The following is a 21720-nucleotide window of genomic DNA, read 5'->3' on the forward strand; positions in this document are numbered from 1 at the left end:
CATGCAAAAGATTCGTCGTGACGACGAGATCATCGTGATCGCCGGCAAAGACAAAGGTAAGCGCGGTAAGGTGCTTAAGGTTCTCGCTAACAACCGTCTGGTTGTTGGTGGTCTGAACCTGGTCAAGCGTCATACCAAGCCTAACCCTATGTCGGGCGTGCAAGGCGGTATCGTCGAAAAAGAAGCTCCACTGGACGCTTCTAACGTCGCCATTTTCAACGGCGAAACCAACAAGGCTGATCGCGTTGGTTTCAAAGTAGAAGACGGCAAGAAAATTCGTGTCTTCAAGTCGACCCAAAAAGCGGTTGATGCTTGAACACTGCTAGGTAGATGAGACCATGGCACGACTAAAAGAGATTTACTGGAAAGAAATCGCACCGAAGCTTAAGGAAGAACTTAAGCTTTCGAACGTGATGGAAGTTCCACGCGTTACAAAAATCACCCTGAACATGGGTCTGGGCGAAGCAGTAGGTGACAAAAAAGTCATCGAGCACGCTGTTGCCGACCTGGAAAAGATCACCGGTCAGAAAGTCGTTGTGACTTACGCTCGGAAATCCATCGCTGGCTTTAAAGTCCGTGAAGGTTGGCCGATCGGCGTCAAAGTGACCCTGCGCCGTGAGCGTATGTACGAATTCCTGGATCGTCTGCTGTCGATCTCCCTGCCTCGGGTTCGCGACTTCCGCGGCCTGAATGCCAAGTCCTTCGATGGTCGTGGTAACTACAGCATGGGCGTTAAAGAGCAGATCATCTTCCCGGAAATCGACTACGACAAGATCGATGCTCTCCGCGGTCTGGACATTACCCTGACCACCACTGCCAAGAACGATGATGAAGGTCGCGCCCTGTTGCGTGCTTTCAAATTCCCGTTCCGCAACTGATTGGAGTAGGAAAATGGCCAAGATGAGCATGAAAAACCGCGAGCTGAAACGTCAGCTCACGGTTGCCAAGTACGCCAAAAAGCGTGCAGCACTGAAAGCTATCATCGTTGATCTGAACGCAAGTCCAGAAGCACGTTGGGAAGCTACAGTAGCTCTGCAGAAGCAGCCACGTGACGCAAGCGCTTCGCGCATGCGTAACCGCTGCCGCCTGACCGGTCGTCCACACGGCGTTTACCGCAAGTTCGGCCTCGGCCGTAACAAACTGCGTGAAGCGGCAATGCGTGGTGACGTACCAGGTCTGGTTAAAGCCAGCTGGTAAGCACTTTCAAAGTCCAGGTGGCCAGAATCGCAAGATACTGACCGCCGGTGACCTTGAATCTGGAACAAGCCCCTTTTGGGGCTTGTTTCATTTCCGGAGTATGTCTAAAATACGCGGCTCGCCTGAGCCCGTGTGTTTTAGGCCCGGAGATTCTCGGCGACATATGTAGCCGCAAGGCTAATTTTTTTGTATTAGGAGCGTCTAGCCCATGAGTATGCAGGACCCGTTAGCGGACATGCTAACTCGAATCCGTAATGCCCAGATGGCTGAAAAGTCCGTCGTAAGCATGCCTTCTTCCACGTTGAAGGTGGCTGTAGCTAAAGTCCTGAAGGACGAAGGTTACATCGCGGGTTATCAGATCAGCAGCGAAACAAAACCACTGCTGTCTATCGAGCTGAAATATTTCGAAGGCCGTCCGGTCATCGAAGAAGTGAAGCGCGTTAGCCGTCCAGGCCTGCGTCAGTACAAGTCCGTCGATGATCTGCCGAAAGTTCGTGGCGGTCTCGGTGTGTCTATCGTCTCCACCAACAAAGGTGTGATGACGGATCGTGCTGCGCGCGCTGCCGGTGTCGGCGGCGAAGTTCTTTGCACTGTGTTCTAAGGGGGGATAAGCATGTCACGCGTCGCTAAGAACCCCGTTAAGCTGCCAGCCGGTGTCGAAGTCAAATTCGCAGGCCAACAGCTTTCGGTGAAGGGTGCCAAGGGCACTCTCGAACTGAACATCCATTCGTCCGTTGAGATCGTTGAAGAAGCTGGTGAGCTGCGTTTCGCTGCTCGCAATGGCGATCAACAAACTCGCGCAATGGCTGGTACCACTCGTGCGTTGGTAAACAACATGGTCCAAGGCGTAAGCCAAGGCTTCGAGCGCAAGCTCCAGCTGGTCGGTGTTGGTTACAAAGCGCAAGCAAAAGGCACAGTGCTGAATCTGGCTCTTGGCTTCTCGCACCCAGTGGATTATGAACTGCCGGAAGGCATCACCGCTGAGACTCCTAGCCAGACCGATATCCTGATCAAGGGCATCGACAAGCAGCTGGTAGGTCAAGTGGCCGCCGAGATCCGCGACTTCCGTCCACCAGAGCCGTACAAAGGCAAAGGTGTGCGCTACGCGGACGAAGTCGTCCGTCGTAAAGAAGCCAAGAAGAAGTAGGGCATAGCAAATGACCGACAAAAAAGTTACTCGACTGCGTCGCGCTCGCAAAGCACGCCTGAAAATGCACGAACTCGAAGTCGTGCGTCTCTGCGTGTTCCGCTCGTCGCAGCACATCTACGCCCAGGTCATTTCGGCCGACGGCGCCAAAGTTCTGGCATCTGCCTCGACTTTGGATAAAGAACTGCGTGATGGTGCCACTGGCAACATCGACGCGGCCACTAAGGTTGGCCAGCTGGTCGCTACGCGTGCTAAGGCCGCTGGCGTCTCGCAAGTGGCTTTCGACCGCTCTGGCTTCAAGTACCACGGCCGCGTTAAAGCGCTGGCTGATGCTGCTCGTGAAGCTGGGCTGGAGTTCTAAGTTATGTCAAATAACGACCAAAAGCGCGACGAAGGCTACATCGAGAAGCTGGTTCAAGTTAACCGCGTAGCCAAAACCGTTAAAGGCGGCCGTATCTTCACTTTCACCGCGTTGACCGTGGTTGGTGATGGTAAAGGGCGCGTTGGCTTCGGCCGTGGCAAGTCGCGTGAAGTGCCTGCTGCGATCCAGAAGGCAATGGAAGCTGCTCGCCGCAACATGATCCAAGTTGATCTGAACGGCACCACTCTGCAGTACGCAATGAAGTCCGCTCACGGCGCTTCGAAGGTGTACATGCAGCCTGCCTCTGAAGGTACCGGTATCATCGCTGGCGGCGCTATGCGTGCTGTCCTCGAGGTTGCTGGCGTTCAGAACGTTCTGGCCAAGTGCTACGGCTCGACTAACCCGGTAAACGTGGTTCACGCCACTTTCAAAGGTTTGAAAGCTATGCAATCTCCTGAATCCATTGCCGCCAAGCGTGGCAAAAGCGTCAAGGAGATCTTCTGATCATGGCTACCGTTAAAGTAACGCTGATCAAAAGCATGACCGGCCGCATCCCTAACCACAAACTGTGCGTTAAGGGTCTGGGTCTGCGTCGCATCGGTCACACTGTAGAAGTACTTGATACTCCCGAGAATCGCGGGATGATCAACAAGGCTTACTACATGCTGCGTGTCGAGGGTTAATCGATGAAACTCAATGATCTGAGTCCAGCGCCGGGTTCCCGTCGCGAAAAGCATCGTCCGGGCCGTGGTATCGGTAGTGGTTTGGGCAAGACCGGTGGCCGTGGCCACAAAGGTCAGTCCTCCCGCTCCGGTGGCACCATTGCTCCAGGCTTTGAAGGCGGTCAACAGCCGCTGCATCGTCGCCTGCCGAAGTTCGGTTTCGTTTCCCTGAAGGCCATGGACCGCGCAGAAGTGCGTCTGTCCGAGCTGGCTAAAGTGGAAGGCGACATCGTCACCGTGCAGTCCCTGAAAGATGCCAACGTGATCAACGTCAACGTTCAGCGTGTGAAAATTATGCTGTCCGGCGAAGTTAGTCGCGCTGTCACCATCGGAAAGGGAATCGGCGCCACCAAAGGTGCGCGTGCGGCTATCGAAGCAGCTGGCGGCAAGTTCGAGGAATAAATGGCTAAGCAAGGTGCTCTCTCTGCGCTCGGCAAAGGCGGTATGTCTGAACTCTGGGCTCGTCTGCGTTTTCTGTTCCTGGCGATTATCGTCTACCGAATAGGCGCACACATCCCGGTTCCAGGTATCAACCCGGACCGACTCGCGGACCTGTTTCGACAGAATGAGGGGACCATTCTTAGCTTGTTCAACATGTTTTCCGGCGGCGCGCTGGAACGGATGAGCATCTTTGCACTGGGGATCATGCCGTACATTTCGGCATCGATCATCATGCAATTGATGACCGCCGTCAGCCCGCAGCTGGAGCAGTTGAAGAAGGAAGGTGAAGCTGGGCGTCGCAAGATTGCTCAGTACACCCGCTACGGCACTGTCGTCCTCGCTCTCGTTCAGGCTATTGGCATGTCCATTGGTCTGGCAGGGCAGGGCGTATCGTTCACTGGTGACTTTGGCTTCCATTTCGTCGCGGTATCCACTTTTGTGGCTGGTGCGATGTTCATGATGTGGCTGGGTGAGCAGATTACTGAGCGTGGTGTTGGCAACGGTATCTCGATGTTGATTTTCGCAGGTATCGTCGCCGGTCTTCCGAGAGCGATCGGGCAGTCTTTCGAGTCTGCACGTCAGGGTGATATCAATATTTTCGCCCTGGTTGCCATCGGTTTGCTGGCAGTAGCGATTATCGGTTTTGTGGTGTTCATTGAGCGTGGCCAGCGTCGTATTGCTGTTCACTACGCCAAGCGTCAGCAGGGCCGCAAGGTCTTCGCTGCGCAGACTAGCCACTTGCCGCTGAAGGTGAACATGGCCGGCGTTATTCCGGCTATTTTCGCGAGCAGCATTTTGCTGTTCCCGGCTTCGTTGGGTACCTGGTTCGGTCAGTCTGAAGGTATGGGCTGGTTGCAGGACATCTCGCAGTCGATCGCTCCTGGTCAGCCGTTGAATATTCTGCTGTTTAGTGCAGGGATTATTTTCTTCTGCTTCTTCTATACGGCGTTGATGTTCAATCCGAAAGACGTAGCGGAAAACCTGAAGAAGTCCGGTGCCTTTATTCCGGGCATCCGTCCAGGAGAGCAGTCAGCGCGCTACATTGATGGCGTTCTGACTCGTTTGACCCTGTTCGGTGCTCTATATATGACGGCCGTGTGCTTGCTGCCCCAGTTCCTGGTGGTTGCAGCAAACGTTCCGTTCTACCTTGGCGGGACCTCGTTGCTGATCGTCGTCGTGGTTGTGATGGACTTCATGTCCCAAGTACAATCGCACCTCGTTTCGCACCAGTACGAATCCCTGATGAAGAAAGCCAACCTGAAGGGTTACGGCAGCGGAATGTTGCGCTGAGTACCCATAAGGTTCGAGGAGTTGGTGATGAAAGTTCGTGCATCGGTGAAAAAGCTGTGCCGTAACTGCAAGATTATTCGCCGCGAAGGTGTTGTTCGAGTAATTTGCAGCGCGGAACCGCGTCACAAACAGCGCCAAGGCTGAGTGTGATTGTGCTTCAAGCCCGGTAGCTAGTGCGCTACCGGGTTGATTATTTGTTATTACAGCGATATTATCTCGCGCCCTATTTCTTGGCTTCCGGGGCGTAGGTAGCTGTCAATTGGAGTCCCACTGAATGGCCCGTATTGCAGGCGTTAACATTCCAGATAACAAGCATACTGTTATCTCGCTGACCTACATCTATGGTGTTGGTCGCACTACTGCGCAGAAAATTTGCGCAGTTGCTGGGGTAAACCCAGCCGCTAAGATCAAGGATCTGAGCGACGAGCAGATTGAATTGCTGCGTGGCGAAGTGGCGAAGTTCACCACTGAAGGTGACCTGCGTCGCGAAATCAACATGAAAATCAAGCGTTTGATGGACCTCGGTTGCTATCGCGGTCTGCGTCATCGTCGTGGTCTTCCAGTGCGCGGTCAGCGTACCAAGACTAACGCGCGTACCCGTAAAGGTCCGCGTAAGCCGATCCGCAAGTAATCGCCCCAGCGAATCGACAGGAAAATTATCATGGCAAAACCTGCTGCTCGTCCTCGTAAAAAAGTTAAAAAGACAGTGGTTGATGGCATCGCCCACATCCATGCTTCTTTTAACAACACAATCGTGACCATCACCGACCGTCAAGGTAACGCGCTTTCTTGGGCTACCTCCGGTGGTTCGGGTTTCCGCGGTTCCCGCAAGTCCACCCCGTTTGCTGCTCAAGTAGCTGCTGAACGTGCTGGTCAAGCTGCGCTGGAATATGGCCTGAAAAACCTCGACGTTAACGTCAAAGGTCCAGGTCCAGGTCGTGAGTCTGCTGTCCGTGCTTTGAACGGCTGTGGCTATAAGATCGCCAGCATCACCGACGTGACGCCAATCCCGCACAACGGGTGCCGTCCGCCGAAGAAGCGCCGCGTGTAATCCAGGAGATTGTAAAGAATGGCTCGTTACATTGGTCCAAAATGCAAACTCGCTCGTCGCGAAGGCACCGATCTCTTCCTGAAGAGCGGCGTGCGCGCGATCGAATCGAAGTGCAACATTGAAGCAGCACCTGGTATCCACGGCCAACGCCGCGGTCGCCAGTCCGATTACGGCACCCAACTGCGTGAAAAGCAGAAGGTCCGTCGTATCTACGGCGTTCTCGAGCGTCAATTCAGCGGCTACTACAAAGAAGCTGCTGGCAAGAAAGGTGCAACCGGTGAAAACCTGCTGCAACTGCTCGAATGCCGTCTGGACAACGTTGTATACCGTATGGGCTTTGGTTCGACTCGTGCCGAATCCCGTCAGCTGGTATCGCACAAATCCGTAAGCGTTAACGGTCAAACCGTAAACGTGCCGTCGTACCAGGTTCGTGCTGGTGACGTGGTCGCGATTCGCGAGAAAGCAAAGAACCAACTTCGCATTGTCCAAGCTCTCGATCTGTGTGCCCAACGTGGCCGCGTAGAATGGGTAGAAGTAGACACTGAGAAGAAGTCGGGCGTTTTCAAGAACGTTCCAGCTCGCAGTGATCTGTCCGCCGACATCAACGAAAGCCTGATTGTCGAGCTCTACTCCAAGTAAGGGCTAGAAAATAGGTGCATCCATGCAGATTTCGGTAAATGAGTTCCTGACACCCCGCCATATTGATGTGCAGGTTGTCAGTCCAACCCGCGCCAAGATCACTCTCGAGCCTCTCGAGCGTGGTTTCGGCCACACCCTGGGCAACGCGCTGCGCCGCATCCTGTTGTCCTCAATGCCCGGCTGTGCAGTAGTCGAGGCCGAGATTGACGGTGTACTCCATGAGTACAGCGCCATCGAAGGCGTACAGGAAGACGTAATTGAAATCCTGTTGAACCTTAAAGGTCTGGCTATCAAGCTGCACGGTCGTGACGAAGTTACGCTGACCTTGTCGAAGAAGGGTTCGGGGGTGGTTACCGCTGCCGATATTCAGCTGGATCATGATGTCGAGATCGTTAACCCCGATCACGTAATCGCTAACCTGGCGTCTAACGGCGCCCTGAACATGAAGCTCACCGTAGCTCGTGGTCGTGGTTATGAACCGGCAGACTCGCGTCAGAGCGATGAAGACGAAAGCCGCAGCATTGGTCGCTTGCAGCTTGACTCTTCGTTCAGCCCGGTTCGCCGTATCGCATACGTGGTGGAAAACGCCCGTGTCGAGCAGCGTACTAACCTGGACAAGCTGGTTATTGATCTGGAAACCAACGGTACCCTGGATCCTGAAGAGGCTATCCGCCGTGCTGCAACCATCCTGCAACAGCAGTTGGCTGCGTTCGTCGATCTCAAAGGTGACAGTGAGCCAGTGGTTGTCGAGCAGGAAGACGAGATCGATCCGATCCTGCTTCGCCCGGTTGACGATCTGGAACTGACTGTACGTTCGGCTAACTGCCTTAAGGCGGAAAACATCTACTACATCGGTGACCTGATTCAGCGTACCGAAGTAGAGCTGTTGAAGACTCCGAACCTTGGCAAGAAATCCTTGACTGAAATCAAGGACGTTCTGGCCTCCCGCGGTCTGTCCCTCGGCATGCGCCTCGACAACTGGCCGCCTGCAAGTCTTAAGAAGGACGACAAGGCGACTGCCTGATCGTCGTAATCACCGAACGTTGTGTTTGGTAAGGAATGAACCATGCGTCATCGTAAAAGTGGTCGTCACCTGAGCCGCACCAGCTCGCACCGCAAGGCCATGTTTCAAAACATGGCGGTGTCGCTGTTCGAGCACGAGCTGATCAAAACTACACTGCCAAAAGCTAAAGAACTGCGTCGCGTTGCTGAGCCGCTGATCACTTTGGCCAAGACAGACAGCCTGGCTAACCGCCGTCTGGCTTTCGACCGTACTCGTTCGAAAGCTATCGTTGGTAAGCTGTTCAACGACCTGGGCAAGCGTTACGCTACCCGTGAGGGTGGCTACCTGCGCATCCTCAAGTGCGGCTTCCGCACTGGTGACAACGCGCCTATGGCGTACGTTGAGCTGGTTGATCGTCCAGTTGGCGGTGAAGCTGTATCCGCTGAGTAAGACGTCAGTCTGAAACAAAAAACCGGGCCTAGTGCCCGGTTTTTTGTGCCTGCTGTAAATGCGCTGTTCGTACAAGCTTCCTTGCGCCTATAGCGGTCATTATTTGATCGGGACCGTTGTTAGTATTTTTCTATTGATCCGCGCAAATTAATGAATTTGTGAATAAGCCGATCAGTGGCGATACTCGTCCCAAGCCGATTAGCCGGCAAGATCCAGACCTGACAGAGGAAGAACACCGCATGAGCCAAAACAAGACGTTAACCACCGCCAGTGGCGCTCCTGTCGCCGATAACCAGAATTCCCGTTCCGCCGGATCTCGCGGCCCGCTGCTGCTCGACGATTTTCACCTGCTCGAAAAGCTCGCCCACTTCAACCGTGAAAACATTCCTGAGCGTCGCGTCCACGCCAAGGGTTCGGGTGCCTACGGCACCTTCACCGTGACTCGCGATATCACCGAATACACCAGCGCCAAGCTGTTTGAAACGGTCGGCAAGCAAACCCCGACTTTCCTGCGATTTTCTACCGTAGGTGGTGAGCGCGGTTCGGCCGACACCGAACGCGACCCTCGTGGCTTTGCCCTCAAGTTTTACACCGAGGAAGGTAACTGGGACATCGTCGGCAACAACACTCCGGTGTTCTTCATTCGTGATCCGCTGAAATTCCCGGACTTTATCCACACGCAAAAACGTCTACCGCAGAGCAACCTCAAAAGTGCACAAATGATGTGGGACTTCTGGTCGCACTCGCCTGAGGCGTTGCACCAGGTCACCATCCTATTCTCGGACCGGGGCATCCCTGACGGCTACCGTCACATGCACGGCTTCGGCAGCCACACCTACAGCTTGCTCAATGCCAAAGGCGAACGTCACTGGGTGAAATGGCATTACAAGACCCAGCAAGGGATCAAGAACCTGGCACCGGCAGAGGCTGCACGCCTGGCCGGTACCGACCCGGATTATGCCCAGCGCGACCTGTTCGAAGCGATCGAGCGCGGTGACTTCCCGAAATGGCGCGTGTGCATTCAGATCATGAGTGAGGCCCAGGCTGCCGCTCATTACGAAAATCCGTTCGACGTGACCAAGACCTGGTCGCAGAAGGAGTTCCCGCTGATCGAAGTGGGCCAGCTTGAGCTCAACCGTAATCCGCTGAACTACTTCGCCGAAGTCGAGCAAGCGGCGTTCGGTCCAAGCAACATGGTGCCCGGCGTTGGCCTGTCGCCCGATCGTATGCTCCAAGGCCGGGTGTTCGCCTACGCTGATGCTCACCGCTACCGCATCGGCACCAACCATCAGCAGTTGCCGGTAAATGCCCCTCGCAGCCCAGTGAACACCTACCAGCGCGATGGCTCTATGGCGTTTGGCAACAATGGTGGTGCGGCACCCAATTACGAACCGAACAGTTACGTGGAGTCGCCCAAGCAGGCGCCTCGTTACGCCGAGCCAGCTCTGCAGTTGAGCGGTGCAGCAGACCGCTACGATCATCGCGAAGACACTGACTACTACAGCCACGCCGGTGCGCTGTTCCGGTTGATGAGCGATCAGCAAAAGCAATTGCTGGTGAGCAACATTGCTGGAGCTATGTCGGGAGTTTCCAGCGATGTAGTTGATCGCCAGTTGCAGCATTTCTTCAAAGCCGATCCGGCGTATGGAGAAGCAATCGCAAGGGCACTCAACGTACAGATTAACGAAGTCTAAACGAGAAGCAGAACCGCCCTCATTTGGGCGGTTTTTGCGTCATTTAAGCTGGTTTTCTCTGAATATCTTCGCTTTTATTGCGTGTGGCGAGTGACGTTCCGGTCATGTTGGTTCAAACTACAGACTTTCAAGCAGGGAGATGTAGGGCGATGCAAGGCCACCCAGACGTTATCGATTACCTCAACACGTTGCTGACCGGCGAACTAGCCGCCCGTGACCAATATTTTGTTCACTCGCGGATGTATGAGGACTGGGGTTTCACCAAGCTCTACGAACGTATCAACCACGAGATGGAAGAGGAAGCCGGGCACGCTGATGCCTTGATGCGCCGAATTCTGATGCTCGAAGGCACCCCGCGCATGCGTCCTGACGACCTCGATGTCGGCACTACCGTGCCGGACATGTTGGCTGCCGACTTGCGCCTTGAATACAAGGTCCGGGCAGCACTGTGCAAGGGCATTGAACTGTGCGAACTGCACAAGGACTACGTCAGCCGAGAAATCCTGCGAATTCAGCTGAACGATACTGAAGAAGATCACACCTATTGGCTGGAGAAGCAGTTGGGTCTGATCAAGTTGATTGGCCTGGAGAATTACCTGCAGTCTCACGCCTGATTCATCTGCAACAAAAAGCCCCTGTCACCGACCAAGTGACAGGGGCTTTTTCATGGGGCCGAATCAGTCCCGGTCGCGAGCCAGCAGCGGCTTGAGATAAAAACCGGTGTGAGACTGCTTCATCTCCGACACTTCTTCAGGTGTACCGACGGCAATGATCTGCCCACCTTTGGAACCACCTTCAGGACCTAGATCTACCAGCCAGTCCGCAGTCTTGATCACATCCAGGTTGTGCTCGATCACCACCACGGTATTTCCGTGGTCGCGCAGACGGTGCAACACATCAAGCAGTTGCTGGATATCCGCGAAGTGCAGGCCGGTGGTCGGCTCATCGAGGATATACAGAGTCTTGCCGGTGTCGCGTTTCGAGAGTTCACGGGACAGCTTGACCCGCTGGGCCTCGCCTCCGGACAAGGTCGTCGCCGACTGTCCGAGCTTGATATAGGACAGGCCCACGTCCATCAATGTCTGCAGCTTGCGCGCCAGCGCTGGCACCGCATCGAAGAACACCCGGGCTTCCTCGATGGTCATCTCGAGGGTTTCGTGAATGCTCTTGCCCTTGTATTTGATCTCCAGGGTTTCGCGGTTGTAGCGTTTGCTCTTGCAGACGTCGCACGGGACGTAGATGTCCGGCAGGAAGTGCATCTCCACCTTGATCAGGCCATCACCCTGGCACGCTTCGCAGCGACCGCCCTTGACGTTGAAGGAGAAACGTCCCGGACCGTAACCGCGGGAACGGGATTCCGGCACGCCAGCAAACAGTTCGCGGATCGGCGTGAACAGTCCGGTATAGGTCGCCGGATTGGAGCGCGGGGTCCTGCCGATCGGGCTCTGATCGATGTCGACGACCTTGTCCAGATGCTCCAGGCCCTTGATGCTGTCGTGGGCGGCAGCTTCGAGGGTGGTGGCGCCGTTCAGCGCAGTGGCGCTCAGGGGGAACAGCGTGTTGTTGATCAGCGTCGACTTGCCTGAGCCGGATACGCCGGTCACACAGGTCAGCAGGCCGATCGGAATGTCCAGGTCGACATTACGCAGGTTGTTGCCTCGAGCGCCCTTGAGCGACAACGATAGCTTCTTGTTGCGCGGAGTGCGCTTGGCTGGCACGGCGATCTTCACGCGGCCGGACAAATACTTGCCGGTCAATGAATCCGGGTGCGCCATAACCTCGGCCGGCGTGCCTTCGGCAACGATATGTCCGCCGTGAACGCCTGCGCCTGGCCCAATATCGACCACATAATCGGCGAGGCGAATGGCATCTTCGTCATGCTCGACCACGATCACCGTATTGCCGATGTCGCGCAGGTGCTTGAGCGTGCCGAGCAACCGATCGTTATCGCGTTGATGCAGACCGATCGACGGCTCATCGAGGATGTACAACACGCCCACCAGGCCGGCGCCAATCTGACTGGCCAAGCGAATTCGCTGAGCTTCACCGCCAGACAACGTGTCGGCGCTGCGGTCCAGGGAAAGATAATCGAGACCCACGTTGACCAGGAACTGCAGGCGCTCGCGGATTTCCTTGAGGATCTTGTCGGCAATTTCACCGCGACGACCGGTGAGCTTCAGCCCGCCGAAATACTCACAGGCATCGCCGATCGGCAAGTTGGTTACAGCCGGCAAAGTTTTCTCGCCGACCCAGACGTGCCGTGCTTCGCGACGCAGGCGGGTGCCACGGCAATCCGGGCAAGGCTGGGTGCTGAGGAACTTGGCCAGTTCTTCGCGCACCGAGGCGGACTCGGTTTCGCGATAGCGACGCTCCAGGTTCGGCACGATGCCTTCGAACGGGTGCGAACGTTTGACGATATCGCCACGGTCGTTCAGGTATTTGAAGTCGACATTTTGCGAGCCACTGCCATGCAGGATGAATTTCTGCTGGTCGGCGGGTAAATCGTTGAACGGCACTTCAAGGCTGAACTTGTAGTGCGAGGCCAACGAGCCGAGCATCTGGAAGTAGTACACATTGCGCCGGTCCCAGCCGCGTATCGCGCCTTCTGCAAGCGTCAGCTCGCCATTGACCAGGCGCTTGATGTCGAAAAACTGCTTAACCCCCAGGCCGTCGCAGGTCGGGCATGCGCCAGCCGGGTTGTTGAAGGAAAACAGCTTGGGCTCCAGCTCGCTGATCGCATGTCCGCAGATCGGACAGGCGAAGCGCGCGGAGAAGATGATTTCTTCACCGGGTTCGTCGTCCATCGGTGCGACCAGTGCGATGCCGTCGGCCAGCTTCAGCGCGGTCTCGAATGATTCGGCCAGGCGCTGTTGCAGATCGGCGCGGACCTTGAAGCGGTCCACCACGACGTCGATCGAATGTTTTTTCTGTTTATCCAGCTTCGGCAGTTCATCCAGCTCGCACAGCCGGCCGTTGACCCGGGCGCGCACGAAACCCTGGGCGCGCAGTTCTTCGAAGACCGAAAGATGTTCACCTTTACGCTCGCGGATCACCGGTGCCAGCAACATCAACTTGCTGCCTTCCGGCTGTGCGAGGACCAGGTCGACCATCTGGCTGACGGTTTGCGCTTCCAGCGGGATATCGTGGTCCGGGCAGCGCGGGATACCGACGCGGGCGTACAGCAGGCGCAGGTAGTCGTAGATTTCGGTGATGGTGCCGACTGTCGAACGCGGGTTGTGCGAGGTCGACTTCTGCTCGATGGAAATGGCCGGCGACAAACCTTCGATGGTGTCGACGTCCGGTTTTTCCATCATCGACAGGAACTGCCGGGCATAGGCAGACAGCGATTCGACGTAGCGGCGCTGACCCTCGGCGTACAGGGTGTCGAAAGCCAGGGAAGACTTGCCGGATCCGGACAGGCCGGTGATGACGATCAGTTTGTCCCGTGGCAGGGTCAGGTCGATGTTCTTCAGGTTGTGGGTTCGGGCCCCACGAATCAGGATCTTGTCCAAAGTGGCCTCGCTTGGCGGGCGTCGAAAACGTAGGAGTATACGGCCAAATACTGGATGGATGCACACTATCAAACGAGCGGGTTATTCTCTTACATGAAGAGTCTGTCAGGTGAGCGCGGCAAAGCGTCGCGATATACCCTGTCAATCGATGGGACTGGTAGAATCGCCGCCGGTTCACATGAGGTTTTTCCATGCACGATCCCCACAGCGAACGCATGAGTGGCAGTGAGACCCGCGCAGCAAGCGGTCTGGCCCTGGTGTTCGCCTTCCGTATGCTTGGCATGTTCATGGTGTTGCCGGTGTTGGCGACCTACGGCATGGACCTGGCTGGAGCGACCCCGGCCCTCATCGGCCTGGCGATTGGCGCTTACGGCCTGACCCAGGCGCTGTTCCAGATTCCCTTTGGCTTCATTTCCGACCGCATCGGACGGCGCCCGGTTATCTACCTGGGGCTGATCATCTTCGCCCTGGGTAGCGTCTTGGCCGCCAATGCCGATTCGATCTGGGGCGTGATTGCCGGTCGCATCCTGCAGGGCGCAGGCGCGATTTCCGCGGCGGTGATGGCGCTGTTGTCCGACCTGACCCGCGAGCAGCACCGCACCAAAGCCATGGCCATGATCGGCATGACCATCGGCTTGTCATTCGCCGTTGCCATGGTCGTGGGCCCGCTGCTGACGCGTGCCTTTGGCCTTTCCGGGCTGTTCCTCGCCACGGGTGGTATGGCCCTGCTCGGCATTGTCATCGTGATGTTCATGGTGCCCCGTGCCACCGGGCCGCTGCAGCATCGCGAATCCGGCGTGGCGCGGCAGGCGCTGTTGCCGACGCTCAAGCATCCGGATCTGTTGCGCCTGGACCTGGGCATTTTTGTGTTGCACGCCATGTTGATGTCGAGCTTCGTTGCCTTGCCCCTGGCCCTGGTCGAAAAAGCCGGCCTGCCCAAGGAGCAACACTGGTGGGTCTACCTGACCGCGCTGCTGATTTCTTTCTTCGCCATGATCCCGTTCATTATCTACGGCGAGAAGAAACGCAAAATGAAACGAGTTTTATTGGGCGCGGTGCTGACGCTGATGCTCACTGAGCTATTCTTCTGGCAGTTCGGCGATAGCTTGCGGGCTCTGGTCATTGGCACGGTGGTGTTCTTCACCGCGTTCAACTTGCTGGAAGCTTCGTTGCCATCGCTGATCAGCAAGGTTTCACCGGCAGGCGGCAAGGGCACGGCCATGGGGGTTTACTCCACCAGTCAGTTCCTCGGTTCGGCGTTGGGCGGGATCATGGGCGGGTGGATGTTCCAGCATGGCGGTTTGTCGGCTGTGTTCCTTGGATGCGCCGGGCTGGCTGCCCTCTGGTTGGCCTTTGCTGTTACCATGCGCGAACCACCCTACGTGACGAGCCTGCGCTTGCCGCTGTCGCCCGAGGCGATCCGCGAAGCGGGTCTGGTCGAGCGCCTGATGGCCGTCGTAGGGGTAACAGATGCAGTCGTGGTTGCTGATGAAGCAGCCATTTACATCAAATTGGACACCGAACTATTGGATCGCACCACCCTCGAGCGCCTGGTGAACAACCCGGCCCCGACAGCGTGCGAAGCCTAGGAGAACGTTATGGCCCGTGGGGTTAACAAAGTCATATTGGTCGGCACTTGCGGCCAGGATCCCGAAGTTCGCTACCTGCCTAACGGTAACGCCGTGACCAACCTGAGTCTGGCGACCAGCGAACAGTGGACTGACAAGCAAACCGGTCAGAAGGTCGAGAAGACCGAATGGCACCGTGTTTCGATGTTCGGCAAGGTTGCCGAGATCGCCGGCGAATACCTGCGTAAAGGTTCGCAGGTGTACATCGAAGGCAAGCTGCAGACCCGTGAGTGGGAAAAAGACGGTATCAAGCGTTACACCACTGAAATTGTGGTCGACATGCAAGGCACCATGCAACTGCTGGGCGGCCGTCCACAACAGGGCGATCAGCAAGGCGGGGGCAACAACTACCAGCAGTCCGCCCCGGCTCCACGCCAGCAGGCTCCGCGCCCGCAATCGGCACCGCAACAATCGGCACCGCAGCAGTCGCGCCCGGCACCTCAGCAGGCCGCACCGCAGCCAGCTCCGGATTTCGACAGCTTTGATGACGATATCCCGTTCTGATCCGCAGCTTCTTCAGAACCGTAAACAAAAAAAGCGAAGCCACATGGCTTCGCTTTTTTGTGGGCGACGTTAAAGGTTAACGGGAAATAGCCCCCACACTGGCCCGCGCCGAGTGCAGTTTCTTGTAGCTGTCGATCAGCCGCAGATGTCGGTCCAGCCCTTCCAGCTTCATGCTGGTCGGCGTCAAGCCGAAGAAGCGCACAGTGCCATCCACCGAGCCTATCGCCGCGTCCGTGCGCTCGTTGCCAAACATCCGGCGGAAGTTGGCCTCGTAGTCTTCCAGCTCCAGGTCTTCATCCAACTTCATTTCCAGCACTACGTTGACCGCCTGGTAGAACAGGCCGCGTTCAACCGTGTTGTCGTTGTACTGCAGGAACATCTCCACCGCCTCTTTCGCCTCCTCATACTGCTGCAAGGCGAGATAGATCAGCAGCTTCAACTCCAGGATCGTCAACTGACCCCAAGCGGTGTTGTCATCAAATTCGATGCCGATCAACGAAGTGATGTCGGTGTAGTCGTCCAGCTCACTTTCCACCAGGCGCTCAACCAGGGCTTGCAGTTCCTCTTCGTCCAGGCGATGCAGGTTGAGGATGTCGGCGCGGAAGAACAGCGCTTTGTTGGTGTTGTCCCAGATCAGGTCGTCTGCGGGATAGATTTCCGAGTAGTCCGGCACCAGGATGCGGCACGCCTTGGCGCCGATATGCTCGTAGACCGCCATGTACATCTGCTTGCCCATGCCATCGAGAATGCCGAACAAGGTTTCGGCTTCTTGGGCATTCGAGTTTTCGCCCTGGCCGGAGAAGTCCCACTCGACGAACTCGTAATCCGATTTCGAGCTGAAGAAGCGCCACGACACCACGCCGCTCGAGTCGATGAAGTGCTCGACGAAGTTGTTCGGCTCGGTCACCGCATGTCCTTCGAAAGTTGGCTGAGGCAGATCGTTGAGACCTTCGAAGCTGCGACCCTGAAGCAATTCGGTCAGGCTGCGTTCCAGTGCGACTTCCAGGCTCGGGTGCGCACCGAAGGAGGCAAATACGCCGCCAGTACGCGGGTTCATCAGGGTGACGCACATCACCGGGAATTCACCACCCAGGGATGCATCCTTGACCAGCACGGGGAACCCTTGTTCTTCCAGGGCCTGAATACCGGCCAGGATGCTCGGGTATTTCGCCAGCACGTCAGCCGGAACATCCGGCAAGGCAAATTCGCCCTCGATGATTTCGCGTTTGACCGCGCGTTCGAAGATCTCCGACAGGCATTGCACCTGGGCTTCGGCCAGCGTGTTGCCAGCGCTCATGCCGTTGCTCAGGAACAGGTTTTCAATCAGGTTTGAAGGGAAGTACACCACTTCACCGTCAGAACGACGCACATACGGCAGCGAGCAGATGCCACGCTCTTCGTTACCCGAATTGGTATCGATCAGGTGGGAGCCGCGCAGCTCGCCGTCGCGGTTGTAGATCTTCAGGCAGTGCTCGTCGAGAATCTCCGGCGGCAGCGCGTCTTTGCGACCGGGCTTGAACCAGCGCTCGTCCGGATAGTGCACAAACGCGGCGTTGGCGATGTCTTCGCCCCAGAACTGGTCGTTGTAGAAGAAGTTGCAGTTGAGGCGCTCGATAAATTCGCCCAGCGCCGACGCCAGGGCGGCTTCCTTGGTCGCGCCCTTGCCGTTGGTGAAGCACATTGGCGAGTGCGCATCGCGGATATGCAGCGACCACACGTTGGGCACGATATTGCGCCACGAGGCGATTTCGATCTTCATGCCCAGGTCCGCCAGGATCGCCGACATGTTGGCGATCGTTTGTTCCAGCGGCAGGTCCTTGCCGGCAATATAAGTGCTGGCCTGCGAGCTGGAAGCCGGCATCAGCAATGCCTGGGCATCGGCGTCGAGGTTGTCGACTTCTTCGATTACAAACTCAGGGCCGGCCTGCACCACTTTTTTCACGGTGCAACGGTCGATGGAGCGCAGGATGCCCTGGCGGTCCTTGTCGGAAATGTCCGCTGGCAACTCGACCTGGATCTTGAAGATCTGGTTGTAGCGGTTTTCCGGGTCGACAATATTGTTCTGAGACAGGCGGATGTTGTCGGTGGGGATATTGCGGGTGCTGCAGTACAACTTTACAAAGTACGCCGCACACAACGCCGACGAAGCCAGGAAGTAGTCGAACGGGCCTGGCGCCGAGCCATCGCCCTTGTAGCGGATAGGTTGATCGGCCACCACCGTGAAGTCATCGAACTTGGCTTCAAGTCGAAGGTTGTCGAGAAAGTTGACCTTGATTTCCATGGGGGGTACCAGAGTAGCGGGCTAGTCGATTTGGCCGCCATTATCCGGCATTTCAACGGTAAGTCTCCCCCGTCGGGCTGTTTTAGCCGGTAACGCATGGGCCAGTCGAACAAGTCCGCCTGGCCCATTTCAAGCTTAGCGGTGGGCGGCGAGGAATTCGTCAGTGGAGATCACACTCGCATAGGCAAAACCCAATGCCGACATGAACGCTGCATGTACCTGGGCGGCGGGCACGGTGATGCCATTAAATTCCAGGTCGCGGCTGGCGCACGCGTCGTGAATCACCGTGACGGTGTAACCGAGGTCGGCAGCGGCGCGGGTAATGCCGTCGACGCACATGTGGCTCATGCTGCCGACCACGACCAGCTCCCTGATGTCTTGCTCGTCAAGGATCGATTGCAGTTCGGTTTCACGGAACGAGTTGACGAAGTGCTTGAGCACCACCGGTTCATCAGCTCGGTTGAGGACTTTGGGGTGCAGTTTTGCGCCTTCGGAGCCCGGGGTGAAGAAGGGCGCTTCGTCGGAAGTGAACTCATGACGAATATGCACCACCGAGTCACCGGCATCGCGAAAGGCCTGGAGCAGACGTACGGCATTGTCGGCTGCAGCGTCGGCGCCCACCAGTGGCCACTTGCCTTGGGGGAAGTAGTCGTTTTGGATATCGACTACGATGAGTGCTTGCTTGGCCATGGTCATTTCCTCGAACAGTGTGTTGGTGTGGAATGGAGTATCGGGGGTGGCAGGCATGCCGAGGATTGGCCGCACCGACAATAGAAGGGGGAAAACTGACAATGAGTCTGCAAAGGACCGTCGCAGAGCTGGGTGTGCTGATTTACCCCGGCGCGCAGATGGCGGCGGTGCACGGGTTGACGGATTTGTTCGGGGTGGCCAACCGGATTGCTGCCGAACATCAGGCTGCACAATTGCCGCTGTTGCGTGTCAGTCACTGGCAGGTCAGCGATGACCTGCCACCGACCCGGGTATACGACAGCCATCCAGCCCCCGAGAATTCCCTGGTGGCGGTGTTGATTCCGCCGTCGATTGCCGGTTTCACCGAGGGGCAGGCTCCGCCGTCATTGTTCCAATGGCTGCGCGAGCAACATGCCAGCGGTGCGACCCTGGGTGGAGTCTGCGTGGGTTCGATTTTGCTGGCCGAAAGCGGTTTGCTCGACGGCCGCAGTGCCACCACGCACTGGACTTCGGCCAAGGGTTTCGCCGAACGATATCCTGCGATCAAGCTCAAGGCCGACACGCCGATTGTCGATGATGGTGACTTGATCACCACGGCCGGGTTGATGGCATGGTCAGAGCTGGGCTTGCGCCTGGTCGACCGCCTGCTTGGGCCGAGCATCGCTACCGGCACCGCGCGATTCCTGGTGGTCGAGCACAGCGACAGTGCCAGCGAGTGCGGCAGTAACTTCTCACCTATTCTCAATCATGGTGACTCGGCGATTCTCAAGGTCCAGCACTGGCTGCAAGGCACCGGCGCGACCGAGGTGTCCCTGGCGGCGATGGCTGCGCGCGCAGGGCTGGAAGAGCGCACGTTCCTGCGTCGGTTTCGCGCCGCCACCGGGCTTAAACCGACCGAGTACTGCCAGCATCTGCGAGTCGGAAAGGCCCGGGAAATGCTTGAGTTCACCAATGGCACGATCGATCACATTGCCTGGACGGTGGGGTATCAAGACCCAAGTGCGTTCCGCGCCACCTTCAGGAAAATCACCGGGCTAGCGCCGAGCGATTATCGTAATCGCTTTGGCGTGGGCGCTGGCCAGAGTTGAACGCTCGATCATGGGAAATGTCGGAGTGATTAACCGCAAGCTTCACTGACGGTATCCAGCAGGTGGCATTTGGCTTGATCCGCAGCCCTGGCCTGCGACACCCACCAAGCGCAGATTGAAGGGGGATGCATGACCCCAACAAACCGCAAGAAACTGGTCGTCGCGCACTCCGTGCGAGCCCAGGCACCTCAGCATGAGGTGGAAACCAACCGCGCGCTGGCTCGTTGGCTGGCGCAGATTCTCGGGCTGAAATTCGGCGGCAGTTACGATGCGAGCATGCATGGCGGTCGCGAACTGTATCTGTTGCCGACCCAGACCCTGGTGGGCGTGGCGGCCGCTCGTGAATTGGGCGTAAAGGGTCCGGAAGATTTGTGGGGCGGGTACGTCGACTATGATTTCATCTGCACCAAGGCCATCAGCCATGGTTTGTTCAGTCGCGATGCGTATGCGCCGCAAGGCTGGTCGCCGTTGTTTTCCGAGCGGGTGCGCAAAGTGGTGCTCGACGGCCTGAGCGTGTTTTCCCTGGAAGACGCCCGCCCCGCAGCGGAGCATCTGCTGCAAGATGGTCCGATCCGGCTCAAGCCGGTGCACGCCTGCGCCGGTCGTGGCCAGGAGGTAATCAAAAGCCTGCGGCAATTCGACGCCATTCTCGCCAGACCCGATGCCCAGGCCCTGTTCAGCGAGGGTGTGGTGCTGGAGCAGGATCTGCAAAACGTCATCACCCACAGCGTCGGCCAGAGCTTTATTGGCGGTAAGGTCCTCAGCTATTGCGGCGATCAGTACCTGACCGAGGACGGTCACGGCGAGCAGGTCTACGGCGGTTCAAACTTGCTGGTGGTGCAGGGTTATTACGAAGACCTGCTCGACTTGCCGCTGGCCGAGGACGTACGGCTGGCTATTCGCCAGGCCCAGGTCTTCGATAGCGCGGCCGACGAGGCCTACCCTGGTTTCTACGCTTCGCGGCGTAATTACGACATCGCTCAAGGCCTGGACAGTACCGGGCAGATGCGCAGCGGCGTGCTGGAGCAGTCCTGGCGCATGGGCGGCGCCAGCAGCGCCGAAGTGGCCGCCTTGCAGTCTTTCGTCAACGACCCGGGGATGCGCGCGATTCGAGTGTCGTCGGTGGAAACCTATATCGATCAGCCGCTGCCTGCGGACGCCATTGAGGTGTACCGCGGACCTGCGGAAAACAGTGACTTTCTTCTCAAGTACGTGACGGTCAAATCCTATGACGGCTAGAAGCGAAACCATTCAGATCGACATCGACGATGAACAAATGAGCGGAACCTTCCTCAGCCCGAAATCCAAAGTGCCGGGCGTACTCTTCGTGCACGGCTGGGGCGGTAGCCAGGAGCGCGACCTGGAACGGGCCAAGGGCATTGCCGGATTGGGTTGCGTGTGCCTGACCTTCGATTTGCGCGGGCATACCGGTGGCACCGGGATTCCCCTGACTCGGGTAACCCGCGAGGATAATTTGCGCGACTTGCTGGCTGCCTATGATCGGCTGCTGGCCCATCCGGCCCTGGATACTTCGGCGATCGCTGTGGTCGGCACCAGTTACGGTGGTTACCTGGCCTCGATCCTGACTTCATTGCGCCCGGTGCGCTGGCTGGCGCTACGCGTGCCAGCGCTGTACCGCGATGAGCAATGGCACACGCCCAAGCGTGAACTGGACAAGACTGATCTGCGCGACTATCGCAGTACGCTGATCCGCGCCGATAGCAATCGGGCGCTGCACGCGTGTTCGCAGTTCACCGGGGATGTGTTGCTGGTGGAGTCGGAGACTGACGACTTCGTCCCCCATGCGACCATCATGAGCTACCGCGCCGCCTGCCAGCAGACTCACTCCTTGACTCACCGGATCATCGATGGCGCTGATCACGCCTTGAGTGAGCCGGTGTCGCAGCAGGCCTATACCTCGATCCTGGTGGACTGGATTACCGAGATGGTGGTGGGTGAGCGGTTGAGTATTATTCAGTCGAAGTGAGATTTTTGCTGTTCTCAACGGCGTCATCGCGAGCA

Annotated in this window: 26 protein-coding genes; 23 read left to right on the plus strand and 3 right to left on the minus strand. The window is 57.3% G+C overall.

Translation table 11 applies throughout. The features are described 5' to 3' along the window. The first annotated feature begins 1 nt into the window (after nt 1). The 18 genes from rplX to bfr all read left to right on the plus strand — a co-directional run bounded on the left by rplX (nt 2) and on the right by bfr (nt 10609). Nucleotides 2-316, plus strand: coding sequence for a 50S ribosomal protein L24 (rplX, locus tag ORL50_RS07080; protein ID WP_186546713.1), 315 nt, complete (start codon nt 2-4; stop codon nt 314-316). A 22-nt stretch (nt 317-338) separates the two neighbouring features. Beyond that, nucleotides 339-878 (plus strand): 50S ribosomal protein L5, encoded by a 540-nt coding sequence (gene rplE, locus ORL50_RS07085; RefSeq protein WP_003176415.1) that lies wholly within the window; start codon nt 339-341, stop codon nt 876-878. A gap of 13 nt (nt 879-891) precedes the next feature. Then, entirely contained in the window at nt 892-1197 is a 306-nt protein-coding gene (rpsN, locus tag ORL50_RS07090) for a 30S ribosomal protein S14 (RefSeq protein ID WP_003176414.1), read from the plus strand. A gap of 208 nt (nt 1198-1405) precedes the next feature. Beyond that, nucleotides 1406-1798 (plus strand): 30S ribosomal protein S8, encoded by a 393-nt coding sequence (gene rpsH / locus ORL50_RS07095; RefSeq protein ID WP_008065722.1) that lies wholly within the window; start codon nt 1406-1408, stop codon nt 1796-1798. Between the two features lie 12 nt (nt 1799-1810). Then, nucleotides 1811-2344, plus strand: coding sequence for a 50S ribosomal protein L6 (rplF, locus tag ORL50_RS07100; protein WP_003176412.1), 534 nt, complete (start codon nt 1811-1813; stop codon nt 2342-2344). Between the two features lie 10 nt (nt 2345-2354). Next, nucleotides 2355-2705 (plus strand): 50S ribosomal protein L18, encoded by a 351-nt coding sequence (rplR, locus tag ORL50_RS07105; protein WP_017341069.1) that lies wholly within the window; start codon nt 2355-2357, stop codon nt 2703-2705. Between the two features lie 3 nt (nt 2706-2708). Then, nucleotides 2709-3209 (plus strand): 30S ribosomal protein S5, encoded by a 501-nt coding sequence (rpsE, locus tag ORL50_RS07110; protein ID WP_003186035.1) that lies wholly within the window; start codon nt 2709-2711, stop codon nt 3207-3209. Nucleotides 3210-3211: 2 nt separating this feature from the next. Beyond that, a complete protein-coding gene (rpmD, locus tag ORL50_RS07115) occupies nt 3212-3388 on the plus strand; it encodes a 50S ribosomal protein L30 (RefSeq protein WP_003186033.1) in 177 nt (58 codons plus the stop codon). A gap of 3 nt (nt 3389-3391) precedes the next feature. After that, nucleotides 3392-3829, plus strand: coding sequence for a 50S ribosomal protein L15 (rplO, locus tag ORL50_RS07120; RefSeq protein ID WP_266011531.1), 438 nt, complete (start codon nt 3392-3394; stop codon nt 3827-3829). Beyond that, complete coding sequence (secY, locus tag ORL50_RS07125; RefSeq protein ID WP_008073883.1) at nt 3830-5158, plus strand: preprotein translocase subunit SecY; 1329 nt, start codon at nt 3830-3832, stop codon at nt 5156-5158. A gap of 27 nt (nt 5159-5185) precedes the next feature. Then, entirely contained in the window at nt 5186-5302 is a 117-nt protein-coding gene (rpmJ, locus tag ORL50_RS07130; RefSeq protein ID WP_002555468.1) for a 50S ribosomal protein L36, read from the plus strand. A gap of 130 nt (nt 5303-5432) precedes the next feature. Further along, on the plus strand, nt 5433-5789 hold the full coding sequence (gene rpsM / locus ORL50_RS07135) for a 30S ribosomal protein S13 (RefSeq protein WP_024077676.1): 357 nt from the start codon (nt 5433-5435) through the stop codon (nt 5787-5789). A gap of 30 nt (nt 5790-5819) precedes the next feature. Next, a complete protein-coding gene (rpsK, locus tag ORL50_RS07140; protein WP_002555466.1) occupies nt 5820-6209 on the plus strand; it encodes a 30S ribosomal protein S11 in 390 nt (129 codons plus the stop codon). An 18-nt stretch (nt 6210-6227) separates the two neighbouring features. Then, nucleotides 6228-6848, plus strand: a complete 621-nt coding sequence (gene rpsD, locus ORL50_RS07145; protein WP_003210056.1) for a 30S ribosomal protein S4 — start codon at nt 6228-6230, stop codon at nt 6846-6848. Nucleotides 6849-6870: 22 nt separating this feature from the next. Then, nucleotides 6871-7872 carry a DNA-directed RNA polymerase subunit alpha gene (locus ORL50_RS07150; protein WP_003186012.1) on the plus strand — a complete coding sequence of 334 codons (1002 nt, stop codon included), beginning with the start codon at nt 6871-6873 and terminating at the stop codon, nt 7870-7872. A 42-nt stretch (nt 7873-7914) separates the two neighbouring features. Further along, nucleotides 7915-8301: a 50S ribosomal protein L17 gene (rplQ, locus tag ORL50_RS07155; RefSeq protein WP_007896790.1), complete on the plus strand. Its 387-nt coding sequence runs from the start codon at nt 7915-7917 to the stop codon at nt 8299-8301. Nucleotides 8302-8540: 239 nt separating this feature from the next. Next, nucleotides 8541-9995: a catalase gene (locus tag ORL50_RS07160; protein WP_266011541.1), complete on the plus strand. Its 1455-nt coding sequence runs from the start codon at nt 8541-8543 to the stop codon at nt 9993-9995. A gap of 149 nt (nt 9996-10144) precedes the next feature. Then, complete coding sequence (gene bfr / locus ORL50_RS07165) at nt 10145-10609, plus strand: bacterioferritin (RefSeq protein ID WP_266011543.1); 465 nt, start codon at nt 10145-10147, stop codon at nt 10607-10609. Between the two features lie 63 nt (nt 10610-10672). Here the strand turns inward: bfr and uvrA are convergent, their stop codons facing one another. Next, nucleotides 10673-13507 carry an excinuclease ABC subunit UvrA gene (gene uvrA, locus ORL50_RS07170; RefSeq protein ID WP_266011545.1) on the minus strand — a complete coding sequence of 945 codons (2835 nt, stop codon included), beginning with the start codon at nt 13505-13507 and terminating at the stop codon, nt 10673-10675. A 191-nt stretch (nt 13508-13698) separates the two neighbouring features. Between uvrA and ORL50_RS07175 the strand changes: the two genes are divergently transcribed. Together ORL50_RS07175 and ORL50_RS07180 are read left to right on the plus strand one after the other, a co-directional pair. Then, complete coding sequence (locus ORL50_RS07175) at nt 13699-15096, plus strand: MFS transporter (protein WP_266011547.1); 1398 nt, start codon at nt 13699-13701, stop codon at nt 15094-15096. A gap of 9 nt (nt 15097-15105) precedes the next feature. Continuing rightward, on the plus strand, nt 15106-15639 hold the full coding sequence (locus ORL50_RS07180) for a single-stranded DNA-binding protein (protein ID WP_266011549.1): 534 nt from the start codon (nt 15106-15108) through the stop codon (nt 15637-15639). 76 nt (nt 15640-15715) lie between these two features. On the opposite strand, the gene ORL50_RS07185 is transcribed toward ORL50_RS07180, so the two are convergent. Continuing rightward, the gene (locus tag ORL50_RS07185; protein ID WP_266011551.1) at nt 15716-17920 is read right to left on the minus strand and encodes an OsmC domain/YcaO domain-containing protein; all 2205 of its coding nucleotides are present in this window, start codon (nt 17918-17920) and stop codon (nt 15716-15718) included. Nucleotides 17921-18055: 135 nt separating this feature from the next. After that, entirely contained in the window at nt 18056-18610 is a 555-nt protein-coding gene (locus ORL50_RS07190; protein WP_266011553.1) for a cysteine hydrolase family protein, read from the minus strand. Between the two features lie 101 nt (nt 18611-18711). On the opposite strand from ORL50_RS07190, the gene ORL50_RS07195 reads away from it, so the two are divergent. The 3 genes from ORL50_RS07195 to ORL50_RS07205 all read left to right on the plus strand — a co-directional run bounded on the left by ORL50_RS07195 (nt 18712) and on the right by ORL50_RS07205 (nt 21685). After that, nucleotides 18712-19698: a GlxA family transcriptional regulator gene (locus ORL50_RS07195; RefSeq protein WP_266011555.1), complete on the plus strand. Its 987-nt coding sequence runs from the start codon at nt 18712-18714 to the stop codon at nt 19696-19698. Between the two features lie 129 nt (nt 19699-19827). Further along, complete coding sequence (locus ORL50_RS07200; RefSeq protein WP_266011557.1) at nt 19828-20937, plus strand: DUF3182 family protein; 1110 nt, start codon at nt 19828-19830, stop codon at nt 20935-20937. Further along, nucleotides 20927-21685: an alpha/beta hydrolase family protein gene (locus ORL50_RS07205; protein WP_266011559.1), complete on the plus strand. Its 759-nt coding sequence runs from the start codon at nt 20927-20929 to the stop codon at nt 21683-21685. The genes ORL50_RS07200 and ORL50_RS07205 overlap by 11 nt, the downstream gene beginning before the upstream one ends. The last annotated feature ends 35 nt before the right edge of the window (nt 21686-21720 follow it).

The sequence above is a fragment of the Pseudomonas sp. RIT-562 genome (genome assembly GCF_026241895.1).
Lineage (GTDB): Bacteria > Pseudomonadota > Gammaproteobacteria > Pseudomonadales > Pseudomonadaceae > Aquipseudomonas > Aquipseudomonas mandelii_F.